15 protein-coding genes are annotated in these 18,004 nt (G+C 68.8%); 8 read left to right on the top strand and 7 right to left on the bottom strand.

Annotated features, from left to right (window positions below; genetic code table 11):
* Window positions 1–23 precede the first annotated feature (23 nt).
* The 4 genes from CGR01S_RS17220 to CGR01S_RS09520 all read right to left on the bottom strand — a co-directional run bounded on the left by CGR01S_RS17220 (window position 24) and on the right by CGR01S_RS09520 (window position 5,728).
* Entirely contained in the window at window positions 24–1,652 is a 1,629-nt protein-coding gene (locus CGR01S_RS17220; protein ID WP_042425778.1) for an MFS transporter, read from the bottom strand.
* A 13-nt stretch (window positions 1,653–1,665) separates the two neighbouring features.
* Window positions 1,666–2,955 carry an MFS transporter gene (locus CGR01S_RS17215; protein ID WP_042425775.1) on the bottom strand — a complete coding sequence of 430 codons (1,290 nt, stop codon included), beginning with the start codon at window positions 2,953–2,955 and terminating at the stop codon, window positions 1,666–1,668.
* 158 nt (window positions 2,956–3,113) lie between these two features.
* Window positions 3,114–3,812 carry a response regulator gene (locus tag CGR01S_RS09525; protein ID WP_042425773.1) on the bottom strand — a complete coding sequence of 233 codons (699 nt, stop codon included), beginning with the start codon at window positions 3,810–3,812 and terminating at the stop codon, window positions 3,114–3,116.
* Window positions 3,809–5,728 (bottom strand): type IV pili methyl-accepting chemotaxis transducer N-terminal domain-containing protein, encoded by a 1,920-nt coding sequence (locus CGR01S_RS09520; RefSeq protein WP_042425770.1) that lies wholly within the window; start codon window positions 5,726–5,728, stop codon window positions 3,809–3,811. Before CGR01S_RS09520 ends, CGR01S_RS09525 begins: the two co-directional genes overlap by 4 nt.
* Before the next feature lie 39 nt (window positions 5,729–5,767).
* Here CGR01S_RS09520 and purU point away from each other — a divergent pair, with 39 nt between their 5' ends.
* Both purU and CGR01S_RS09510 read left to right on the top strand, forming a co-directional pair.
* Entirely contained in the window at window positions 5,768–6,619 is an 852-nt protein-coding gene (purU, locus tag CGR01S_RS09515) for a formyltetrahydrofolate deformylase (protein WP_042425767.1), read from the top strand.
* Between the two features lie 8 nt (window positions 6,620–6,627).
* A complete protein-coding gene (locus CGR01S_RS09510; protein ID WP_042425764.1) occupies window positions 6,628–7,539 on the top strand; it encodes a LysR substrate-binding domain-containing protein in 912 nt (303 codons plus the stop codon).
* Window positions 7,540–7,555: 16 nt separating this feature from the next.
* On the opposite strand, the gene CGR01S_RS09505 is transcribed toward CGR01S_RS09510, so the two are convergent.
* On the bottom strand, window positions 7,556–9,058 hold the full coding sequence (locus CGR01S_RS09505; RefSeq protein ID WP_042425761.1) for an ATP-binding cassette domain-containing protein: 1,503 nt from the start codon (window positions 9,056–9,058) through the stop codon (window positions 7,556–7,558).
* 294 nt (window positions 9,059–9,352) lie between these two features.
* Here CGR01S_RS09505 and CGR01S_RS09500 point away from each other — a divergent pair, with 294 nt between their 5' ends.
* Genes CGR01S_RS09500 through CGR01S_RS09490 form a run of 3 tightly spaced genes read left to right on the top strand, consistent with a single transcriptional unit; the run spans window position 9,353 to window position 11,924 of the window.
* Window positions 9,353–10,849, top strand: coding sequence for an FAD-linked oxidase C-terminal domain-containing protein (locus CGR01S_RS09500; RefSeq protein WP_042425759.1), 1,497 nt, complete (start codon window positions 9,353–9,355; stop codon window positions 10,847–10,849).
* Between the two features lie 9 nt (window positions 10,850–10,858).
* On the top strand, window positions 10,859–11,206 hold the full coding sequence (locus CGR01S_RS09495; RefSeq protein WP_042425756.1) for a CidA/LrgA family protein: 348 nt from the start codon (window positions 10,859–10,861) through the stop codon (window positions 11,204–11,206).
* On the top strand, window positions 11,199–11,924 hold the full coding sequence (locus CGR01S_RS09490; protein ID WP_042425754.1) for an LrgB family protein: 726 nt from the start codon (window positions 11,199–11,201) through the stop codon (window positions 11,922–11,924). Before CGR01S_RS09495 ends, CGR01S_RS09490 begins: the two co-directional genes overlap by 8 nt.
* Here CGR01S_RS09490 and CGR01S_RS09485 read toward each other — a convergent pair.
* Window positions 11,919–12,812 carry a LysR substrate-binding domain-containing protein gene (locus CGR01S_RS09485; RefSeq protein ID WP_042425753.1) on the bottom strand — a complete coding sequence of 298 codons (894 nt, stop codon included), beginning with the start codon at window positions 12,810–12,812 and terminating at the stop codon, window positions 11,919–11,921. The two genes, CGR01S_RS09490 and CGR01S_RS09485, sit on opposite strands and share 6 nt — an antisense overlap.
* 162 nt (window positions 12,813–12,974) lie before the next feature.
* Here CGR01S_RS09485 and amaB point away from each other — a divergent pair, with 162 nt between their 5' ends.
* From amaB to CGR01S_RS09470, 3 genes are read left to right on the top strand one after another with little or no spacing between them, the layout of a single operon-like run.
* The gene (amaB, locus tag CGR01S_RS09480) at window positions 12,975–14,507 is read left to right on the top strand and encodes an L-piperidine-6-carboxylate dehydrogenase (RefSeq protein ID WP_042425751.1); all 1,533 of its coding nucleotides are present in this window, start codon (window positions 12,975–12,977) and stop codon (window positions 14,505–14,507) included.
* A 4-nt stretch (window positions 14,508–14,511) separates the two neighbouring features.
* Window positions 14,512–15,708, top strand: coding sequence for an NAD(P)/FAD-dependent oxidoreductase (locus CGR01S_RS09475; protein ID WP_042425749.1), 1,197 nt, complete (start codon window positions 14,512–14,514; stop codon window positions 15,706–15,708).
* Complete coding sequence (locus CGR01S_RS09470; protein ID WP_042425746.1) at window positions 15,698–17,389, top strand: thiamine pyrophosphate-binding protein; 1,692 nt, start codon at window positions 15,698–15,700, stop codon at window positions 17,387–17,389. Before CGR01S_RS09475 ends, CGR01S_RS09470 begins: the two co-directional genes overlap by 11 nt.
* A 70-nt stretch (window positions 17,390–17,459) precedes the next feature.
* On the opposite strand, the gene CGR01S_RS09465 is transcribed toward CGR01S_RS09470, so the two are convergent.
* Window positions 17,460–17,996, bottom strand: a complete 537-nt coding sequence (locus tag CGR01S_RS09465) for a methylated-DNA--[protein]-cysteine S-methyltransferase (RefSeq protein WP_042425743.1) — start codon at window positions 17,994–17,996, stop codon at window positions 17,460–17,462.
* Window positions 17,997–18,004 lie beyond the last annotated feature (8 nt).

Genomic DNA, 18,004 nt, shown 5'->3' with positions numbered 1-18,004 from the left:
TGCGATGCGGTGGGGGTGACGGCTCAGGGGTTCTTGATTTCCGAACCCCGGCGCAGGTAGAACCACCAGTTCAGTACCAGGCAGAAGCCATAGAACGCAGCAAAGCCGTACATGGCCAGTTGCGGCGTGCCGGCCTTGATCTCGTCGCCGATGACGATGGGGGCGATGAACGCACCGTAGGCGGCCACGGCCGACGTCCAGCCGAGCACGGGGCCGGCCTGGGTGCGGTCGAAGATCACGCCGATGGTGCGGAAGGTCGAGCCATTGCCGATGCCGCTGGCGGCGAACAGCACGATGAACAGGCCCAGGAAAGCGGGGAAATAGCTCTCGGGCGTGGCCGATGCGTAGGCCTGCTGCATGACGTAGCCCACGGCCACCGAGGCCACGACCATCACCGCCGAGATGGCCTGGGTGACGATGGAGCCGCCGATCTTGTCGGAGATCCAGCCGCCCACCGGGCGCACTGCCGCCCCCACGAACGGACCGATCCAGGCGTAGGCGAGCACCGTGGGGGCGTTCGGGTTGTTCTGCGTGTGCTGCAGGATGCCGTTGGCATCCGGGACGTGGATCACGCCGAAAATGACCTTCATCGCCAGCGGCAGGGCCATGGAAAAGCCGATGAAGGAGCCGAAGGTCACGATGTACAGCGCCGTGAGCGACCAGGTGTGCTTGTTGCGAAAGATCGCGAACTGGCGGGCGATGTTCTCCTTCATGGTGCCGAAGGCGGCCAGGCGCATGATGAGCAGGGCGCTGCAGATGTCCAGCGGAATCGCCACCCACATGCTGATGAGGCCCAGCCCCGTGGGCTGGGGCAGGTAGAGGTACAGGCCCAGGATGGAGGGAATGAAGGCCAGCGTGTACAGCCAGGTGATCTTGGCAAAGGCCACCAGCGGACTGCCGGTGTCGGGCGAGACGGTCTTGAGGTTGTTCATGCCCAGCCAGCAGAGGATGGACAGCGGCACCAGCGACAGCGCCCAGGCGAAGCCCGCGTTCTGTATCCAGGTCGGCGTGCCGGCGGCGATCTTGCCGAAGATCCAGCCACTGTCCTTCTGCAGGATGTCGGGCGCACCGCCGAGGGTGCCGAACAGGCCCACGGTCATGACCAGCGGGATCACGATCTGCATGGTCGTGACGCCGAAATTGCCCAGGCCCGCATTCAGCCCCAGCGCCGTGCCCTGCAACCGCTTGGGAAAGAAGGTGCTGATGTTGGACATGGAGGAGGCAAAGTTGCCGCCGCCCACGCCGCACCACAGGGCCATGAGCTGGAAGGACCACAGCGGCCAGTCCTTGTGCTGCAGCACGATGCCCGTGCCGATGGCTGGCGCCAGCAGCATGGCCGTGGTCAGGAAGATGGTGTTGCGCCCGCCGGAGAGGCGCACGAAGAACGAGGCCGGGATGCGCATGGTGGCGCCCGCGATCCCGGCGATCGCCGTGAGCGTGAACAGCTCGGCCTGGGTGAAGGGAAACCCCAGGTTCATCATCTGCACGGTGATGATGCCCCACATGCCCCAGACGGCAAAGCCGCACAGGAGCGCCGGGATGGACAGCCAGAGGTTGCGGTAGGCCACCTGCCTGCCGGTCTGCTCCCAGAAGGACTCATCCTCGGGGTACCAGTCGGCAAGGGTGCGGCCACCTGCGTTGGTTTGGGTCATGGTGTGCTTTCGGTCAAGATTGCAGGGCCGCACCCTGGGCGCTCCTGCCCATGACGTCGGTGCGGCGGACTTCGGTCCAGTACATCCAAATGAGCGAGACCCAGACCACGCCATACATGAGCATGAATGCGCTGGAGCGGATGCCGCTCAGGTCCATGAGCGCGCCGAACATGATGGGCAGGACGAACCCGCCCAGGCCGCCGGCCAGGCCCACGATGCCGCTGATCGTGCCGATGTTGTCCGGGTATTCGTCGCTGATGTACTTGAACACGCTGGCCTTGCCAAAGGCCCATGCCACGCCCAGCACGGCCATGATGGCGGTGAACAGGTAGACGTTCAGGCCGATGTGGAAGCTGGTCGGGCCGTTGACGGTCTGGATGGTGAAATCGGTCTGCGGGTAGGACAGCAGGAACAGGCAGATCCAGCTCACCCACATCACCCACCAGGTCACGCTGTGCGCGCCGTACTTGTCCGAGAGCACGCCGCCGATGGCGCGCAGCACCCCGCCCGGCAGGGAGAAGCAGGCCGCCAGCAGCGCCGCGACGCGGATGTCCAGCCCGTACTCGCCCACGTAGTACTGCACCATCCACAGCGCCAGTGCCACATAGCCGCCGAACACGATGCTGTAGTACTGGCAGTACTTGAGCACCTTGGGATCCTTGAGCGCCCGGAGCTGGTCGGTGAACTTGACGTGGCTCGCCACCAGGTGCGCCGGGTCGCTGTGGCTGAACAGCCAGAACAGCACCAGCGTGCCCGCCATGATGGCCGCGTAGACCTGGGGCACCATGGTCCAGCCGAAGGCCACCACCAGCACCGGCGCGACGAACTTGTTCACCGCGGCGCCCGAGTTGCCCGCCCCATACACCCCCATGGCCGTACCCTGGCGGCTCTTGGGAAACCAGCGTGCGACATACGGCGTGCCCACGGAGAACGTGCCCCCGGCCAGGCCGACGAACAGACCGATCACGAGAAAATGCCAGTACTGCGTGGCATAGGCCATGAGCCAGATGGCCGGCACGGTGGCAGCCATCACGCTGGCCATGACGATGCGCCCGCCGTAGCGGTCCGTCCAGATGCCCAGCGGCACGCGCACCAGCGAGCCCGTGAGCACGGGCATGGACATGAGCAGGCCGAACTGGGTGGCGTTGAGGTCCAGCATCTTCTTGATCGGGATGCCGATGACGCCGAACATCATCCAGACCATGAAGCAGACCGTGAAGGACAGGGTGCTGACGATCAGCACCGACCAGGCCTGGCGCGTTTTTTGCGGGCTGTCGCCCGCAGCCTGCGGAGCATTTGCCATGGAAACGATTCCTCTCAAAGATGAGTGGATGCATCGTCGTCCAGGGCGCGCCCTTTGCACATCCTTCCGCAGACGGGTCGGGGCGCGGCAAAAGAACTAGGAATGGGAGGGCGCCATCCTCCCAAAGAACTATGGGCGCCTGCCGGCGCGAGGGGGGATCAGCGCAGGCGGTCCGAGGCGTACACGGCCGCCTGTACGCGCGAGGAAAGGCCCAGCTTGCGCAGGATGTGCTGCACGTGGATCTTGACCGTGGTCTCGGCGATGTTCAGCGTACGGGCGATTTCCTTGTTGCTCGCGCCGCGCGCAATCTCGCGCAGCACCTCTTCCTCGCGCGGCGACAGGGGCGAGCTGCTGCCCTCCGGGGCGGGCGCGGTGTCGGCCGGGGCCAAAGGCGCCAGGGGCGCAGGCGGCGGCCCCCCCAGGGCCTGGAACGCCGCCACCAGCTTGCCCATGAGTTCCTGGCTGACGACGGGCTCGCCCTGCGCCGCGCGGCGTATGGCCTGCGCCAGGAGGTCGCCGTCAATGGTCTTGAGCAGATAGCCCTGGGCGCCGTTGCGCAGCGCGACGGCCAGGTCCTGTGCGTCCTCGCTCACGGTGAGCATGAGCACGCGCGAACGCGGAGAGAGCGCGCGCAAATCCTTCACCGCATCCATGCCCAGGACACCGGGCAGGTGGTTGTCCAGCAGGATGACGTCGGGCTGCAAGCCCGGCACCAGGCGCAGGGCCTGCGCGGCATCCGCCGCCTCGCCGATCACGCGCAGGCCGCTGTCCTGCTCCAGCAGGGCAATGAGGCCGCGGCGGAACAGGGTGTGGTCGTCCACCACGAGAATGGAAATGACGGGCGCAGGGGAAGTCATGACGGGGTTTCTGTCGCTACGGGGCCGGGCACGGCTGCATCCTCGACGGCCTGCAGGGCCTGGTCGGGCAGCTCGATCAGCACGGTGGTGCCCTGGCCGGGGGCGGATTGCCATTGCACCGCCGCGCCAATGCGCTCGGCGCGCTCGCGCATGATGCCCCGGCCCACGTGCAGCGAATCGGGCGACGGCGCCGTGCTGGTGTCGAATCCCAGGCCGTTGTCGCGTACCTCGAAGCGCCAGGGGTGGCGCTGCACCAGCACCTGCACGCGGCTGGCCTGCGCATGCTTGCGCACATTGGACAGCGCCTCCTGCACGATGTGCAGGATCTGGATCTGCATGTCGGGCGGCAGGGGCAGGCCGTGCCCCGTCAGGCTGAGCTCGGTGCCGATGCCCGTCTGGTGCTCGAACTTGGAGAGCGTGGAGCGCAAGGCACCCTCGATGTCCTCCTCGTTGGCGCGGGTGCGGAAGTGCACGAGCAGTTCGCGCACATCGGCATAGCACTCGCGCACCCCCGCGTCCAGCTCGGCCATGCTGCGGTCGCGCGCGGCCTCGTTGCCCCTGGCCACGGCGTCGCGCAGGAGCTGCGTCTGGATCTTGAGGAACGCCAGCGACTGGGCAATCGAGTCGTGCAGTTCGCGCGCCAGCAGGCTGCGCTCCTGGGCGATGGCGGCCTCGCGCTCCAGGGCGATCGCGCGCAAGCCCTCCATGGAACTGGCCAGGTGGCGCACCATGGCTTCCAGCAGGTCGCGCATCTCGGTGCCGATCTCCATGCAGGAGCGGAAAAACAGGTTGAGCTCGCCCAGCACCCGGTGCTGCACCATGACGGGAATGGCCACGAGGGTCTGGTACCCGGCCTCCTGGCAATGGGGCAGCAGCATGTCCTGCTGGGCGACGATGGGAATCACGCGCGTGTGCGGCTGCTCGCCCACAGGGCCGCAGAGGCAGGCACCGGCACTCAGGCATTGCTCGCCCTGCGCCATCGCCTGGGGCAGGCCATCGGCCGCCAGAATCACGTAGCGCTCATTCGCCTCGTCCGACCAGCGCACCACAGCGGCGTCGGCACCGGCGACCTTGCGCACCTGCTGCACGAAACCCTGCGCCAGCGTGGCCAGGGAACTGGCGTCCGCCGCCATGGCGCTGATGTCGTACAGGGCCGAGAGCCGCTGGTTCTTGATTTCCACGCTGGCCGTCTTCTCGCGCACCTTGCGCTCCAGGTCTTCGTGCGAGGTCTGCAGGGCGCCGGCCATGCGGTTGAAGCCCTCGGCCAACTGGCCAAATTCGTCCTCCGAATCCACGGGCACGCGCGTTCCCAGATCTCCCTGGCGCAGGCGCGCCAAGGCCTGCTGCATGCGTGACACCGGTGCCAGCACCAGCAGAAAGCTCATGGCCATGAAGACGGCCGCGGCCACGATGGCCATGCCCAGCATGAAGATCTGGAACACGTGCAGCGCCGCCGTCCAGCGCGCGATCTGGGTCTCGATGGCATCGACGAAATGGTCCACGCGCGCCACGAAGGCATCGGCCTGGGGCACGACCTGCGCCGTATCACCCTCGCGCGCCGCCCACCAGGCGGCATGCAGGACCGTCCACCCATCGGCCACGTCGTCAAAGCGCGCGCGTGCATCGTCGCTCCAGGGCACGAACAGCGGGCGCATCGAGGTGCCGGCGCGCAGCAGCTCCAGGCTGGCGTCGAAGCGCTGTGCCAGGTCCCCCAGGCGCTCGGCGTCGCCGGTCTTGAGTGCCAGCGCCATGCGCACGGTGTACATGCGCAGGCGCCCGGCTTCGTTGATCGCCGCCGCCCCACCCTCGAGCTTCCAGGTCACCCACAGCGTCAGACCGATGGACACCATGGCCAGAAAAAGAAAAGCGCAGCCCGTGGCCATCAGCCGCGTCGTCAGGGTGGGGGTCTGCTGCATGCGCGCGAGTGTACGAGAGCCTGCGAAAATGCCGTCCCTATGAGTACTCCCGCCTATATCCTGACCCTCTCCTGCCCCGACCGGCTCGGGCTGGTGCACGCCGTCTCCGGTTTTCTGCTGGAGCATGGCGGCAACATCGAAGAAGCCGCACAGTACAACGACCACGGCACGGGCCTGTTCTTCATGCGCGTGCAGTTCGCCTGCGGCCAGCACGATGCGGCCACGCTGCGCACCCATCTGACCGCCTTTGCCGAGCCCTACCAGATGCACTGGCGCCTGCACGCCCAGGCCGAGCCCATGAAGACCGTGATCATGGTCAGCAAGGAGGGGCACTGCCTCAACGATCTGCTGTTCCGCTGGAAGTCGGGCTTGCTGCCGCTGGACATCCGCGCCATCATCAGCAACCACCGCGACTTCTACCAGCTCGCCGCCGGCTACAACGTGCCGTTCCACCACATCCCCGTCACGGCCGCCACCAAGGCACAGGCCGAAGGCCGCCAGTACGAGATCATCGAGCAGGAGGGTGCAGACCTCGTGGTGCTGGCGCGCTACATGCAGGTGCTCTCGAACGACCTGTGCACCAAGCTGGCGGGCCGGGCGATCAACATCCACCACAGCTTCCTGCCAAGCTTCAAGGGCGCCAAGCCGTACTACCAGGCGCACGACCGGGGCGTCAAGCTCATCGGTGCCACGGCGCACTACGTGACGGCCGACCTCGACGAAGGCCCCATCATCGAACAGGACGTGGCGCGCGCCGACCACACCGACACCGTGGAAGACCTCACTGCGCGCGGCCGCGACACCGAAAGCCTGGTGCTGGCGCGTGCCGTCAAGTGGCACAGCGAGCACCGCGTGCTGCTCAACGGCCACCGTACGGTGGTCTTCCGCTAGGCCCCACCATGGCCACGCACAGCCCCAGCCCGGCAAACGTGCGGCGCATCCCGCCCATCCAGTGCCTGCTGACCTTCGAGGCCCTCGCCCGGCTGCGCAGCGTCACGCTGGCAGCCGACGAGCTGTGCGTGACACCAAGCGCGGTCAGCCACCGCATCAAGCAACTGGAGCAGACCATTGGCACCCGGCTGTTCGGCCGCGCGGATTTCTCCCTGACCACCGAAGGCAGCGAATACCTGGCCCATGTACGCGAGGGCCTGGGCAACCTGCAGAAATTCCCGCAGGCGGCATCCGCCCCCGGCAAGCGCAAGCTGCGCGTGGCCGTCACGCCCACCTTCGCCCGCTCCATTCTGCTGCCCCGGCTGCGCCAGTTCACCGACACCTACCCCGAGATCGACCTCACCCTGCAGGTGTCGATCCCGCTGCTCGATGTGGTGGCAGAGGACGCGGACCTGACCGTGCGCTTCGGCACGGGACGCTACGCCGACATGGAGCACCTGTGCCTGCTCAAGGACGAGGTGCTGCCCCTGGCGTCACCGGCCTTCGTGCGCGAGCAGGGGCCGTTCGAGACCAGTGCCGACCTGGCTGCCCTGCCGCTGCTGCGCAGCCCGCTGGAGCCCTGGCGCACCTGGTTCGCCGCCCACGCGCTCGATTGGCCCGAACCCGCCGAAGGCTCCCAGTTCAACGACGTGGGCCTGATGTGCGATGCCGCCGCCGCGGGCATGGGCATTGCGCTGGTGCGCCTGAAGCTGGCCACCGCCTGGCTGGATCAGGGCACGCTGGTGCGCCTGGGCACCAGCGCGCCGTTCTGCCAGGCCATTGCCAGCCCGCATGCGCACTACCTGTGCTGGCGCACCGGCGCCATGGACCGCTGGGAGGTGAGCGCCTTTTCCGGCTGGCTGCGCCAGGTCTGCGCCTGAGTGGCGCAGGCGCATCTCACTGCATCATGTGGGAGACTTCGATGACGCGGGCGCGCTGGGCCAGAGTGCGCACCAGGGCGCGCGCGCGCTCACGGTTGCCGGCGTCGAGGTTGGCGTCCCATTCGTCGAGCAGGTAGTAGCGGCAGCGCGTGTGCTCGACCAGTTCCGTGAGCACCTGCAACTGCCGCTCGCCACTGGAGTAGCCGCGCTGCTCCACGGCGGCCTCCTGGGCGCAAAACTCCTCGGCCTCGGGCGCGTCGTCCTCGGTGGCGTCAGCGTCCCATTCCATGGCCGGCAGGGCCGGCTGAGCGTTGAAGCGAAAGCGCAGGCGGTCATGGGCGGGCAGGTAGAACGCCGCGCCCCCCCAGTGGGCCTTGAGCCCGGCCAGCAGCGATGACTTGCCGGCCCCATTGCCCCCGCGCACGCTCACCCAGCCCGCCGGACGCGCCTGCACGGACTGCAGCACCTGGGCAAACGAGTCGCACGGTGCGCGCGGGCCGCCTTCCTCGCCCATCTGGATGTGCGCAAAGCGCACGCGCTCGAGGGGGCGCACGGTGGGCGCCGGCTGGATATGCGCCATGGCACCCTGCATGCGCGACCAGATGGCGACCAGCTCGTTGAGTCCGGTGGTGAGCTGGTGCAGGTCCATGGTCATCTCCAGCTGGCGCGGCAGGGTCGCGGCCAGGCCGATGAGCAAGGCCGCATTGCCCCGGTCGTCCCAGACGATCCAGGCCGTGGCCGAGAGCACCACCCCCAGGGCCAGTACCCCGCTGAAGGCGCTCCAGCCTTCGCGCAGCATGATGGCGCGGATCTGCGCGCCCAGCGCCTGGCGCCAGCGTTCGCGAAAGTCCCGCTGCCACAGGCGCAGATTGTGGGCGTTGCCCGTGGCCACGTTGTCCCAGGCGTTGTAGGTACGCGCCGTCATGCGGTTGGCCATGGCCTGGTTGTGCAGGTAGGCGCGTGCCATGGGCCGGCGCAGCAGCCACTGCAGCAGCACCAGCAGCACGAAGGCCGCTGCGTAGGCCAACGGCAAGGCCGCGTCTATGGCCCAGCCGAACACGGCGGCATTGAACACCACGTTGGCAAACAGCCGCAGGTCGTACTGGATGTCATAGACCAGGCTGAAACTGATCTGGAAGGCCTCGCCGGTCAGAAAGGGTTCCGTGCTCTCGCGCGCCTGGGCGTCGCTCAGGAGATCGGTGCGCCCGCGGTTGGCGCGCACGAAGAACTGCAGATAGCGCGCATAGGCGGCAAATCCTGCGCGCTCGACGAAAAACCAGCTCGCCGCCCCGGCCAGATACGAGGCCGACTGGATCGCCGCCAGCTCGGCCAGCGCGCGCAGCCCCAGATGCCCGTCGGCGATGTCCCGGGCAATGGCGATCACCCACCAGGTGGCGACGGCACCGGCGGCTTCCTGCAGCAGCACCAGGAGCACCATGGCCCACAGGGCAGGCCCCCAGACAAAGGCCAGGAAATCGCGGGCACTGCGGGACGGGGGAGTCTGGATGGTTTCAGCCATGACAACACCTGCAAACGGCAACAAAAAAGCAGGCTCAGCCTGCTTTTTTGTCGTGTAACAGCAAGTCGGGAAAACTTGCCTGTTTCACTTTTTCTTCTTGCCTTTTTTCTTGGCCATGGCAGTTTCCTTTTCAAGCACTCGCACGGCGCGAGCAAATTCGGTGTAGCGCACGCGCCAGGGAGAAAAAGGCTTCGCCGAGGACTATTTTTTGCACGGACTTGCAACAGGGCATTTCACGGCCTCGTGCAAGATTCGTCATGGCACAGATCTGCCGATTCGCCTACAGTTGCCGGCATGAACGCCGCCGATTCAGCCCCTTTTGCTGCTGCACAGGAGCGCGCCGCCCGCCAAAGCCAGGTGGTGCAGGCGCTGCAGCGGGTCTTGCCCGCCGACGCCCTGCTGTGGCACAGCGAAGACACCACCCCCTATGAGTGCGATGGCCTGACGGCCTACCGCCAGCGCCCGCTGGCCGTGTGCCTGCCGCAGACCGAAGCCCAGGTGCAGGCCGTGCTGCGCACCTGCCACGGCCTGGGCGTGCCGGTGGTGGCGCGCGGTGCAGGCACGGGCCTCTCGGGCGGCGCCATGCCGCATGCCCTGGGCGTGACGCTGTCGCTCGCGCGGTTCAACCGCATCCTGGCCGTCGACCCGGTCAGCCGCACGGCCACCGTGCAGTGCGGCGTGCGCAACCTGGCCATCAGCGAAGCGGCGGCCCCCCACGGGCTGTACTACGCGCCCGACCCCAGCAGCCAGATCGCCTGCACCATCGGCGGCAACATTGCCGAAAACTCGGGCGGCGTGCACTGCCTGAAATATGGCCTGACGGTACACAACGTGCTGCGCGTGCGCGGCTTCACCGCCGAGGGCGACGAAGTCACTTTCGGCAGCGAGGCGCTCGACGCCCCGGGCTACGACCTGCTGGCCGCCGTGATCGGCAGCGAAGGCATGCTGGCCGTGGCCATCGAAGCGACCGTCCGGCTCGTGCCCAAGCCGCAGCTGGCGCGCTGCATCATGGCCAGCTTCGATAGCGTGCGCAAGGCGGGCGATGCGGTGGCCGCCGTCATCGCCGCCGGCATCATCCCCGCCGGGCTGGAGATGATGGACAAGCCCATGACGGCTGCCGTGGAGGACTTCGTGCACGCCGGCTACGACCTGAGCGCCGAAGCCATCCTGCTGTGCGAGAGCGACGGCACGCCCGAAGAAGTGGAAGAGGAAATCGCGCGCATGAGCGCCGTGCTGCAGGATGCCGGCGCCACGGCCCTGGCGGTGAGCCGCGATGAAGAAGAACGCCTGCGCTTCTGGAGCGGGCGCAAGAACGCCTTCCCCGCCAGCGGCCGCATCAGCCCCGACTACATGTGCATGGACTCGACCATCCCGCGCAAGCGCCTGGCCGACATCCTGCTGGCCATCCAGGACATGGAGAAGAAATACGGCCTGCGCTGCGCCAACGTGTTCCATGCGGGCGACGGCAACCTGCACCCGCTGATCCTGTTCGATGCCAACGACGCCGACCAGCTGCGCCGCGCCGAGGCCTTTGGCGCCGACATCATGAACACCAGCGTGGCCATGGGCGGCGCCATCACCGGCGAGCATGGCGTGGGCGTGGAAAAGCTCGCCAGCATGCGCGTGCAGTTCACCGACGCGGAGCTGCAGCAGATGGAGCGCCTCAAGCAGGCCTTCGACCCGCAGGGCCTGCTCAATCCCGGCAAGGTCATCCCCACGCCCAACCGCTGCGGGGACTTGGGGCTGATGAAAACCCTGGCCGGCGGACCTGGCCTGGCGCCGCGCGCCTGAGCACCGGCCATGCAGGTGCTCCAGGGCCTGGCCATCCTGCTCACGCTGCAGTCGGCGGGCGAGGCCCTGGCGCGCCTGCTGCACCTGCCCTACCCCGGCCCGGTGATCGGCATGGTGCTGCTGCTGGGCGCGCTGCGCTGGCCGGCGGTGCAGATGCGCGTGCAGGCTGTCGCCAGCTTCCTGCTGAGCCACCTCTCGCTGCTCTTCGTGCCCGTGGGCGTGGGCGTGGTCACGCAGCTCGGGCTGCTGGCACAGCACGGCCTGCGGCTGCTGCTGGTGATCGCCGTCTCCACCTGGATCGGCCTGGCCGTGACAGCATTGGTGCTGCGCCGCCTGATGAAGGCACCGCATGACTGACTTCGTGCAACTGTGGGTGTACCTGGCGTCCACGCCGCTGTTCGGGCTCAACGCCACGCTGGTGGTGTACGTGCTGGCCCTGGCGTTCTACACGCGCATGGGGCAGGCGCCCTGGGCCAACCCGGTGCTCTGGTCCATTCTGGCCCTGGGCACAGGCCTGTGGGCCACGGGCACGGCCTACCCCACCTACTTTGCCGGTGCGCAGTTCATCCACTTCCTGCTCGGGCCGGCCGTGGTCGCGCTGGCCTGGCCCCTGTGGGAGCGACGCGCCGCGCTGCGCGCGCACTGGGCGCGCTTTACCCTGGCGGCCGTGGTCGGTGGTGCGGCCGCAGCAGGCAGCGCCGCCGGCCTGGCCTGGGCCCTGGGATTGCCCGCGGAGGTGGTGCTCTCGCTGGTGCCCAAATCGGTCACCGCCCCCGTGGCCATGGGCATTGCCGACAAGATCGGGGGCGTGCCTTCCCTCGCGGCAGTGTTTGCGGTGTTGACGGGGCTGATCGGCGCCCTCAGCGGCAAAACCCTGTTCGCCCTGCTGGGCGTGGGCCGGGACACCACGGGGTGGATGGCGCGCGGCTTCGCCCTGGGTACGGCCGCACACGGCATCGGAGCAGCCCGCGCCCTGCAGGTGCACGCGGACGCGGGCGCCTGGGCCGCCCTGGCGCTGGGGCTGCAGGCCGTGCTGGCGGCGCTGCTGATTCCGCTGGCCATGCGCTGGCTATGACGCCCCTTGGGCCTGCAGCCACTCCCGGAACGCCTGCAGGGCCTCCGTGCCGGGACGGTGCTGCGGCTGCACGCACCAGTAGCCCTGGGCCCCAGCGAGCTGCTGCGGGTGGGCAAGCACCAGGCGGCCGCTGTCCAGCGCCTCCTGCGCCAGCAGCAGCGGCACCAGACCCACGCCCAGGCCCACGGCAGCAGCGGCGATGACCATGGAGAACAGTTCATAGCGCGGCCCGCGCGAGGCGTGCAGCGTGTAATGCCAGCCCCGCGCGGCGTACCAGTCGCGCCAGGCGTTGGGGCGCGAGGCCAGCGTGAGGTGTGGGCACTGCAGCCAGGCGGATTCGTCCTGCAGGCTGTGCGCCTGCGCATAGGCCGGACTGCACACCGGCGCGCAAGACCCCTCGGGCACCACCATGCTGCCCTGGGTGTCAGGCCAGAGCCGGTCGCCGTAGTAAAGGGCAGCGTCGAAACCGCTTTCGTCAAAGGCAAAGGCCTCTGAGCGCACCGACAGGTTCAGCGTGATGCGCGGGTGCTGCGCCGCAAACTGCGGCAGGCGCGGAATGAGCCACTGCGTGCAGAACGTGGAGACCACGGCCAGGTTCAGCACATAGCCTTCCTCGCGCCCCACGCGGATTTCCTGCGTGTCGCGCTCGATCTGCTCCAGGTGCAGGCGGATGCGCGCCGCATAGCTGCGCCCGGTATCGGTCAGCATGAGGCGGCGGCGCGCACGCACGAACAGCGTCACCCCCAGGCGGTCCTCCAGGGCCGCCACATGGCGGCTCACGGCACTGGGCGTGAGCGCCAGCTCCTCGGCCGCGCGGGAGAAGCTCAGCAAGCGCGCCGACGCCTCGAACGCCTGGAGCACACCCAGGCTGGGGATGTCTTTTCTCATGCCCGATAGATTCAAAAAACTCAACAACCATGAAGGATATAGCAGTTGTTGGGTGCGCAAAACGCAATTACCATGGCATGCATCGCCTCCTGAATGCCCCTGCGCCTCTGCGTGCACAGGAGCCGAGGCGGCCTCACCGTTGAAGCCTTCCGGCATGGATTTATGAACACCTCTTCGATTCCTCTTTTCGACTCCGTCCTGCAGCAACTGGGCCTGGACCTCGCACCCTGGCGCGGCCAGGGCCTGAGCGTGCGCGCACCGCGCGACGGCGCCGTGTACGCCCAGCTCGCCAGCCACACCAGCGCACAGGCCCAGGCGCTCATCGAGGGCGCACACGCCGCCTTCCTGCAGTGGCGCGCCACGCCCGCGCCCGTGCGCGGCGAACTGGTGCGCCGCCTGGGCCAGAAGCTGCGCCAGCACAAGGAGGCGCTGGGCCTGCTGGTGTCGCTGGAGGCGGGCAAGGTGCGCTCCGAAGGGCTGGGCGAGGTGCAGGAGATGATCGACATCTGCGACTTCGCCGTGGGCCTGTCGCGCCAGCTGCATGGCCTGACCATCGCCAGCGAGCGCCCCGGCCACCGCATGATGGAAACCTGGCACCCGGTGGGCGTGGTGGGTGTGATCTCGGCCTTCAACTTCCCCGTGGCCGTGTGGGCCTGGAACGCCGCGCTGGCCCTGGTGTGCGGCAACGCCGTGGCCTGGAAGCCTTCGGAAAAGACCCCGCTGTGCGCCATCGCCTGCCACCACCTGCTGCAGCAGACGCTGGACGAGTTTGCCGCCGAGCAAGGCGTGGCCGCCCCCGACGGCCTGGCCACGCTGCTGCTGGGCGGGCGCGAGATGGGCGAGCTGCTCGCGCGCTCGCCGCGCGTGCCCGTGCTCAGCGCCACCGGCAGCACGCGCATGGGCCGCGCCGTGGCAGTGGACGTGGCGCAACGCTTTGGCCGCAGCATCCTGGAGCTGGGCGGCAACAACGCCATGGTGGTCATGCCCAGCGCCGACCTGGAACTGGCCGCGCGCGCCATCACCTTCGCCGCCGTGGGCACGGCGGGCCAGCGCTGCACCACGCTGCGCCGCCTCATCGTGCACCGCGACGTGGCCGCGCCGCTGCTGGCGCGGCTGGAAAAAATCTACGCCAGCGTGCGCGTGGGCGACCCTTTGGCCGACGGCGTGCTCGTCGGCCCGCTGGTGGACCGGGCGTCTTTTGAGCAGATGCAGAGCGCCCTGGCCCAGGCGCGTGAACAGGGCGGCACGGTGCACGGCGGTGAACGCGAATGCCAGGCCCTGGGCGAGGACGCCTGGTACGCCCGCCCGGCCCTGGTGCGCATGCCGACGCAAAGCGCCGTGGTGCAGCACGAAACCTTCGCGCCCATCCTCTACGTGCTGACCTGCGCCAGCCTGGAAGAAGCCATTGCCTTGCAGAACGGCGTGCCCCAGGGCCTGTCGTCGGCCATCTTCACCACCGACCTGCGCGAGGCCGAGCGCTTCCTCTCCAGCACCGGCAGCGACTGCGGTATCGCCAACGTGAACATCGGCACCTCCGGCGCCGAGATCGGCGGTGCCTTTGGCGGCGAGAAGGAAACCGGCGGCGGCCGCGAATCGGGCTCCGACGCCTGGAAGGGCTACATGCGCCGCGCCACCAATACCATCAACTACAGCGACGCTCTGCCGCTGGCCCAAGGCGTGCGCTTCGACGTCTGATCCCATGATCGCCAACACCCAGGGCGCGCCGATCGCCATCATCGGCGGCGGCGCCATTGGCAGCGCCATCGCCTTTTTCTTGACGCAGATGGCGCCGCAGCAGCCCGTCGTCGTGATGGAGCGCGACCCTAGCTACGCGCGCGCCTCGTCGGCGTTGTCGGCCAGCTCGATCCGGCAACAGTTCTCCAGCCCGATCAACATTGCCATCTCGCAGTTCGGCATCGAATTCCTGCGCGACATCGGCACGCGCTTGCAGGTGCATGGGGAACAGCCCGACATCGGCCTGGTCGAAGCGGGCTACCTGTACCTGGCCAGCCCGGCGGGCGAATCCGTGCTGCGCGACAACCATGCGGTGCAGCGTGGCATGGGCGCCGATGTGGCCCTGCTCGCACCCGACGCGCTGCGCGCGCGCTTTCCCTGGCTGTCCACGGACGGCGTCTCGCTCGGCTCGCTCGGCCTGTCAGCCGAGGGCTGGTTCGACGGCTACAGCCTGCTGCAGGCCCTGCGCCGCAAGGCCCTGGCCCAGGGCGCGCGCTATATACAGGCCGAGGCCGTGGGCGTGGACACGCAGGCCAGCGGCGGCGTGCGGCACATCCGCGCGCTGCGCCTGGCGGATGGCCAGCGGCTGGAATGCAGCGCCGTGGTCAACGCCGCCGGCCCCTGGGCGCGCGCGGTGGCGCAGTGGCTGGGCATTGACCTGCCGGTGTTTGGCAAGCGGCGCACGGTGTTCCACTTCACCTGCCCCGAGGCGCTGCCCGGCTGCCCGCTGCTCATCGACCCCTCGGGCATCTGGCTGCGGCCCGAGGGCACAGGCTTCATCGCGGGCTATGCCCCACCCGAGGACGCAGACCCCGACGACGCACCGCTGGACCCGGACCACGCGGCTTTCGAGGACCATGTCTGGCCCACGCTGGCGGAACGCATCCCAGCCTTCGAGGCGCTGCGGCTGCGCAGCACCTGGGCGGGCTACTACGAGATGAATGCGTTCGACCACAACGCCATCCTGGGCCTGCACCCGGCCTGCGACAACCTGTACTTCGCCAACGGCTTCTCGGGCCACGGCCTGCAGCAGTGCCCGGCCGTCGGGCGCGGCCTGGCCGAGCTCATCCTCACCGGCCGCTGGCAGACACTGGACCTGGAGCCCCTGGCCTTCCAGCGCCTTCTCGACAACCGCCCCCTGCTCGAACGCAATGTCATCTGAAACCACCCCCACCCTGCTGCGCACCGGCGGCCAGATCCTGGTCGACCAGCTCGTGCTGCACGGCGTGCAGCACATCTTCTGCGTGCCCGGCGAGAGCTACCTCGCCGTGCTCGACGCATTGCACGACGCGCCCATCGAACTGACGGTGTGCCGCCAGGAAGGCGGCGCAGCCATGATGGCCGAGGCGCACGGCAAGCTCACCGGGCGGCCCGGCGTGTGCTTCGTCACGCGCGGCCCCGGCGCCACCAACGCAGCGGCGGGCGTGCACATCGCCATGCAAGACTCGACGCCCATGGTGCTGTTCGTCGGCCAGATCGAGCGCGGCGCGCGCGGGCGCGAGGCCTTCCAGGAGGTGGACTACCGCGCCGCCTTCGGCCCGCTCGCCAAGTGGGCCACCGAGGTGGACGACGCTCGCCGCCTGCCCGAGATCGTGGCACGCGCCTTCAGCGTGGCCTGCAGCGGGCGCCCCGGCCCGGTGGTGGTGGCCCTGCCCGAGGACATGCTGACCGAGCGCGCCCAAGTGCCCGACGCGCGCACGCTCCAGCCCATCGAGGCCGCGCCAGCGCCGGCGCAGATGGAACGCGTGCTGGCACTGCTGCGCCAAGCACGCAACCCGGTGGCCATCGTTGGCGGCAGCCGCTGGAACGCCGAGGCCGTGGCGCGCTTTCAGGACTTCGCCGCCGCCCACGCCCTGCCCGTGGCCTGCTCGTTCCGGCGCCAGATGCTATTCGACCACCAGCACCCCTGCTACGCGGGCGACCTGGGCCTGGGCGTGAACCCTGCCCTGCTGGCGCGCATCCGCGCGGCGGACCTGCTGCTGCTCGTCGGCGGTCGCCTGTCGGAAGTGCCCTCGCAGAGCTACACCCTGCTCGACATTCCCACGCCGCAGATCCCGCTGGTGCATGTGCACCCCGACCCGGACGAACTGGGCCGCGTCTACCAGGCCGACCTGGCCGTCAACGCCCCGCCCACGGCCTTCTGCGCCGCCCTGCCCAGCACGGCGGCGCAAGCGCCCCGTGCCGAGCGCCAGCAGGCCGTGCACGAAGCGCATACCGCCTACCAGGCCTGGAGCGATCCGGCGCCGATCCGCATTCCGGGCGAGCTGCAGATGGGCGCGGTGATGCAGCACCTGCGCGAAGTGCTGCCGCCCGATGCCATCTTCTGCAACGGCGCGGGCAACTTCGCCACCTGGGTGCACCGCTTCTGGCCGTTCCGCCAGTTCGGCACACAGCTCGCGCCCACCAGCGGCAGCATGGGTTACGGCCTGCCGGCTGGTGTGGGCGCGCAGCGCCTGTGGCCCGAGCGCACGGTGGTGGTGTTCGCGGGCGACGGCGACTTCCTCATGCACGGCCAGGAATTCGCCACCGCCGTGCAGTACCGTCTGCCCCTCATCGTGGTGCTGCTGGACAACGGCATGTACGGCACCATCCGCATGCACCAGGAGCGCGAGTACCCGCACCGCGTCAGCGGCACGGCCTTGCAGAACCCCGATTTCGCGGCCTACGCCCAGGCCTTCGGCGGCCACGGCGCGCGCGTGGAACGCACGGAGGACTTCGCCCCGGCGCTGGCCCGCCTGCGTGCGCAGGCCCAGGCCACACGCCTGCCCGTGCTGCTGCACTGCCTGATCGACCCCGAGGCCATCACGCCCAGCCGGTCGTTGAGCCAGATACGGGGCGGCTGAAGCGCCCCAACACAATTGCTATTATTTTGATAGCTTGTAGCGCTTATTCGATGGGTGCTGGAGCCCCATTTCACTCAGAACCTTCAGCCACCCAATCGCGCTGGGCGGCACCACCCTCCAGCGCCAGCAGCGCCCGCTTGCGCGGCAGGCCGCCGCCAAAACCGGTGAGGCTGCCGTCGCTGCCGATCACGCGGTGGCAGGGCACGATGATGGAGACCTTGTTCTGCCCATTGGCTGCAGCCACGGCGCGCGTGGCGCTGGGGCGGGCGATGGCGCGGGCCTGCTGGGCGTAGCTGCGCGTCTGCCCGAAGGGGATCTCTAACAGGGCCTGCCAGGCGCTGCGTTGGAAGGGTGTGCCCACCAGGTCCAGCGGCACGCCAAAACGCTGGCGTTGCCCGGCGAAATATTCCGCCAGTTCGTGCACCGTCTGCGCCAGTACCGCGCTGTCACCCGGCTGCGCCGGGCCGCCGCGCGCGGCCTCGACCTGGGCCAGCTCGCGCTCCACGCCGTCCTGGCCCACGAATTCGAGCAGGCACAGGCCCTGGGACGAGGCCACGGCCAGCATCTCGCCCAAGGGGGAGGAGAGCTGGCGCGAGAGCAAGGCCATTGGCCGGG

It is taken from the genome of Comamonas granuli NBRC 101663 (genome assembly GCF_000739995.1).
GTDB lineage: Bacteria > Pseudomonadota > Gammaproteobacteria > Burkholderiales > Burkholderiaceae_C > Simplicispira > Simplicispira granuli.
This window is presented reverse-complemented; position numbering and strand designations above follow the sequence as displayed.

What these genes read in the sequence shown, in the direction of transcription:
- purU (WP_042425767.1), top strand. Translation starts at nt 5,768, where the DNA reads ATGAGTACTCCCGCCTATATCCTGACCCTCTCCTGCCCCGACCGGCTC.
- CGR01S_RS09475 (WP_042425749.1), top strand. Translation starts at nt 14,512, where the DNA reads ATGATCGCCAACACCCAGGGCGCGCCGATCGCCATCATCGGCGGCGGC.
- CGR01S_RS09495 (WP_042425756.1), top strand. Translation starts at nt 10,859, where the DNA reads ATGCAGGTGCTCCAGGGCCTGGCCATCCTGCTCACGCTGCAGTCGGCG.
- CGR01S_RS09490 (WP_042425754.1), top strand. Translation starts at nt 11,199, where the DNA reads ATGACTGACTTCGTGCAACTGTGGGTGTACCTGGCGTCCACGCCGCTG.
- amaB (WP_042425751.1), top strand. Translation starts at nt 12,975, where the DNA reads ATGAACACCTCTTCGATTCCTCTTTTCGACTCCGTCCTGCAGCAACTG.
- CGR01S_RS09525 (WP_042425773.1), bottom strand. Translation starts at nt 3,812, where the DNA reads ATGACTTCCCCTGCGCCCGTCATTTCCATTCTCGTGGTGGACGACCAC.
- CGR01S_RS17220 (WP_042425778.1), bottom strand. Translation starts at nt 1,652, where the DNA reads ATGACCCAAACCAACGCAGGTGGCCGCACCCTTGCCGACTGGTACCCC.
- CGR01S_RS17215 (WP_042425775.1), bottom strand. Translation starts at nt 2,955, where the DNA reads ATGGCAAATGCTCCGCAGGCTGCGGGCGACAGCCCGCAAAAAACGCGC.
- CGR01S_RS09520 (WP_042425770.1), bottom strand. Translation starts at nt 5,728, where the DNA reads ATGCAGCAGACCCCCACCCTGACGACGCGGCTGATGGCCACGGGCTGC.
- CGR01S_RS09505 (WP_042425761.1), bottom strand. Translation starts at nt 9,058, where the DNA reads ATGGCTGAAACCATCCAGACTCCCCCGTCCCGCAGTGCCCGCGATTTC.
- CGR01S_RS09465 (WP_042425743.1), bottom strand. Translation starts at nt 17,996, where the DNA reads ATGGCCTTGCTCTCGCGCCAGCTCTCCTCCCCCTTGGGCGAGATGCTG.
- CGR01S_RS09470 (WP_042425746.1), top strand. Translation starts at nt 15,698, where the DNA reads ATGTCATCTGAAACCACCCCCACCCTGCTGCGCACCGGCGGCCAGATC.
- CGR01S_RS09500 (WP_042425759.1), top strand. Translation starts at nt 9,353, where the DNA reads ATGAACGCCGCCGATTCAGCCCCTTTTGCTGCTGCACAGGAGCGCGCC.
- CGR01S_RS09510 (WP_042425764.1), top strand. Translation starts at nt 6,628, where the DNA reads ATGGCCACGCACAGCCCCAGCCCGGCAAACGTGCGGCGCATCCCGCCC.
- CGR01S_RS09485 (WP_042425753.1), bottom strand. Translation starts at nt 12,812, where the DNA reads ATGAGAAAAGACATCCCCAGCCTGGGTGTGCTCCAGGCGTTCGAGGCG.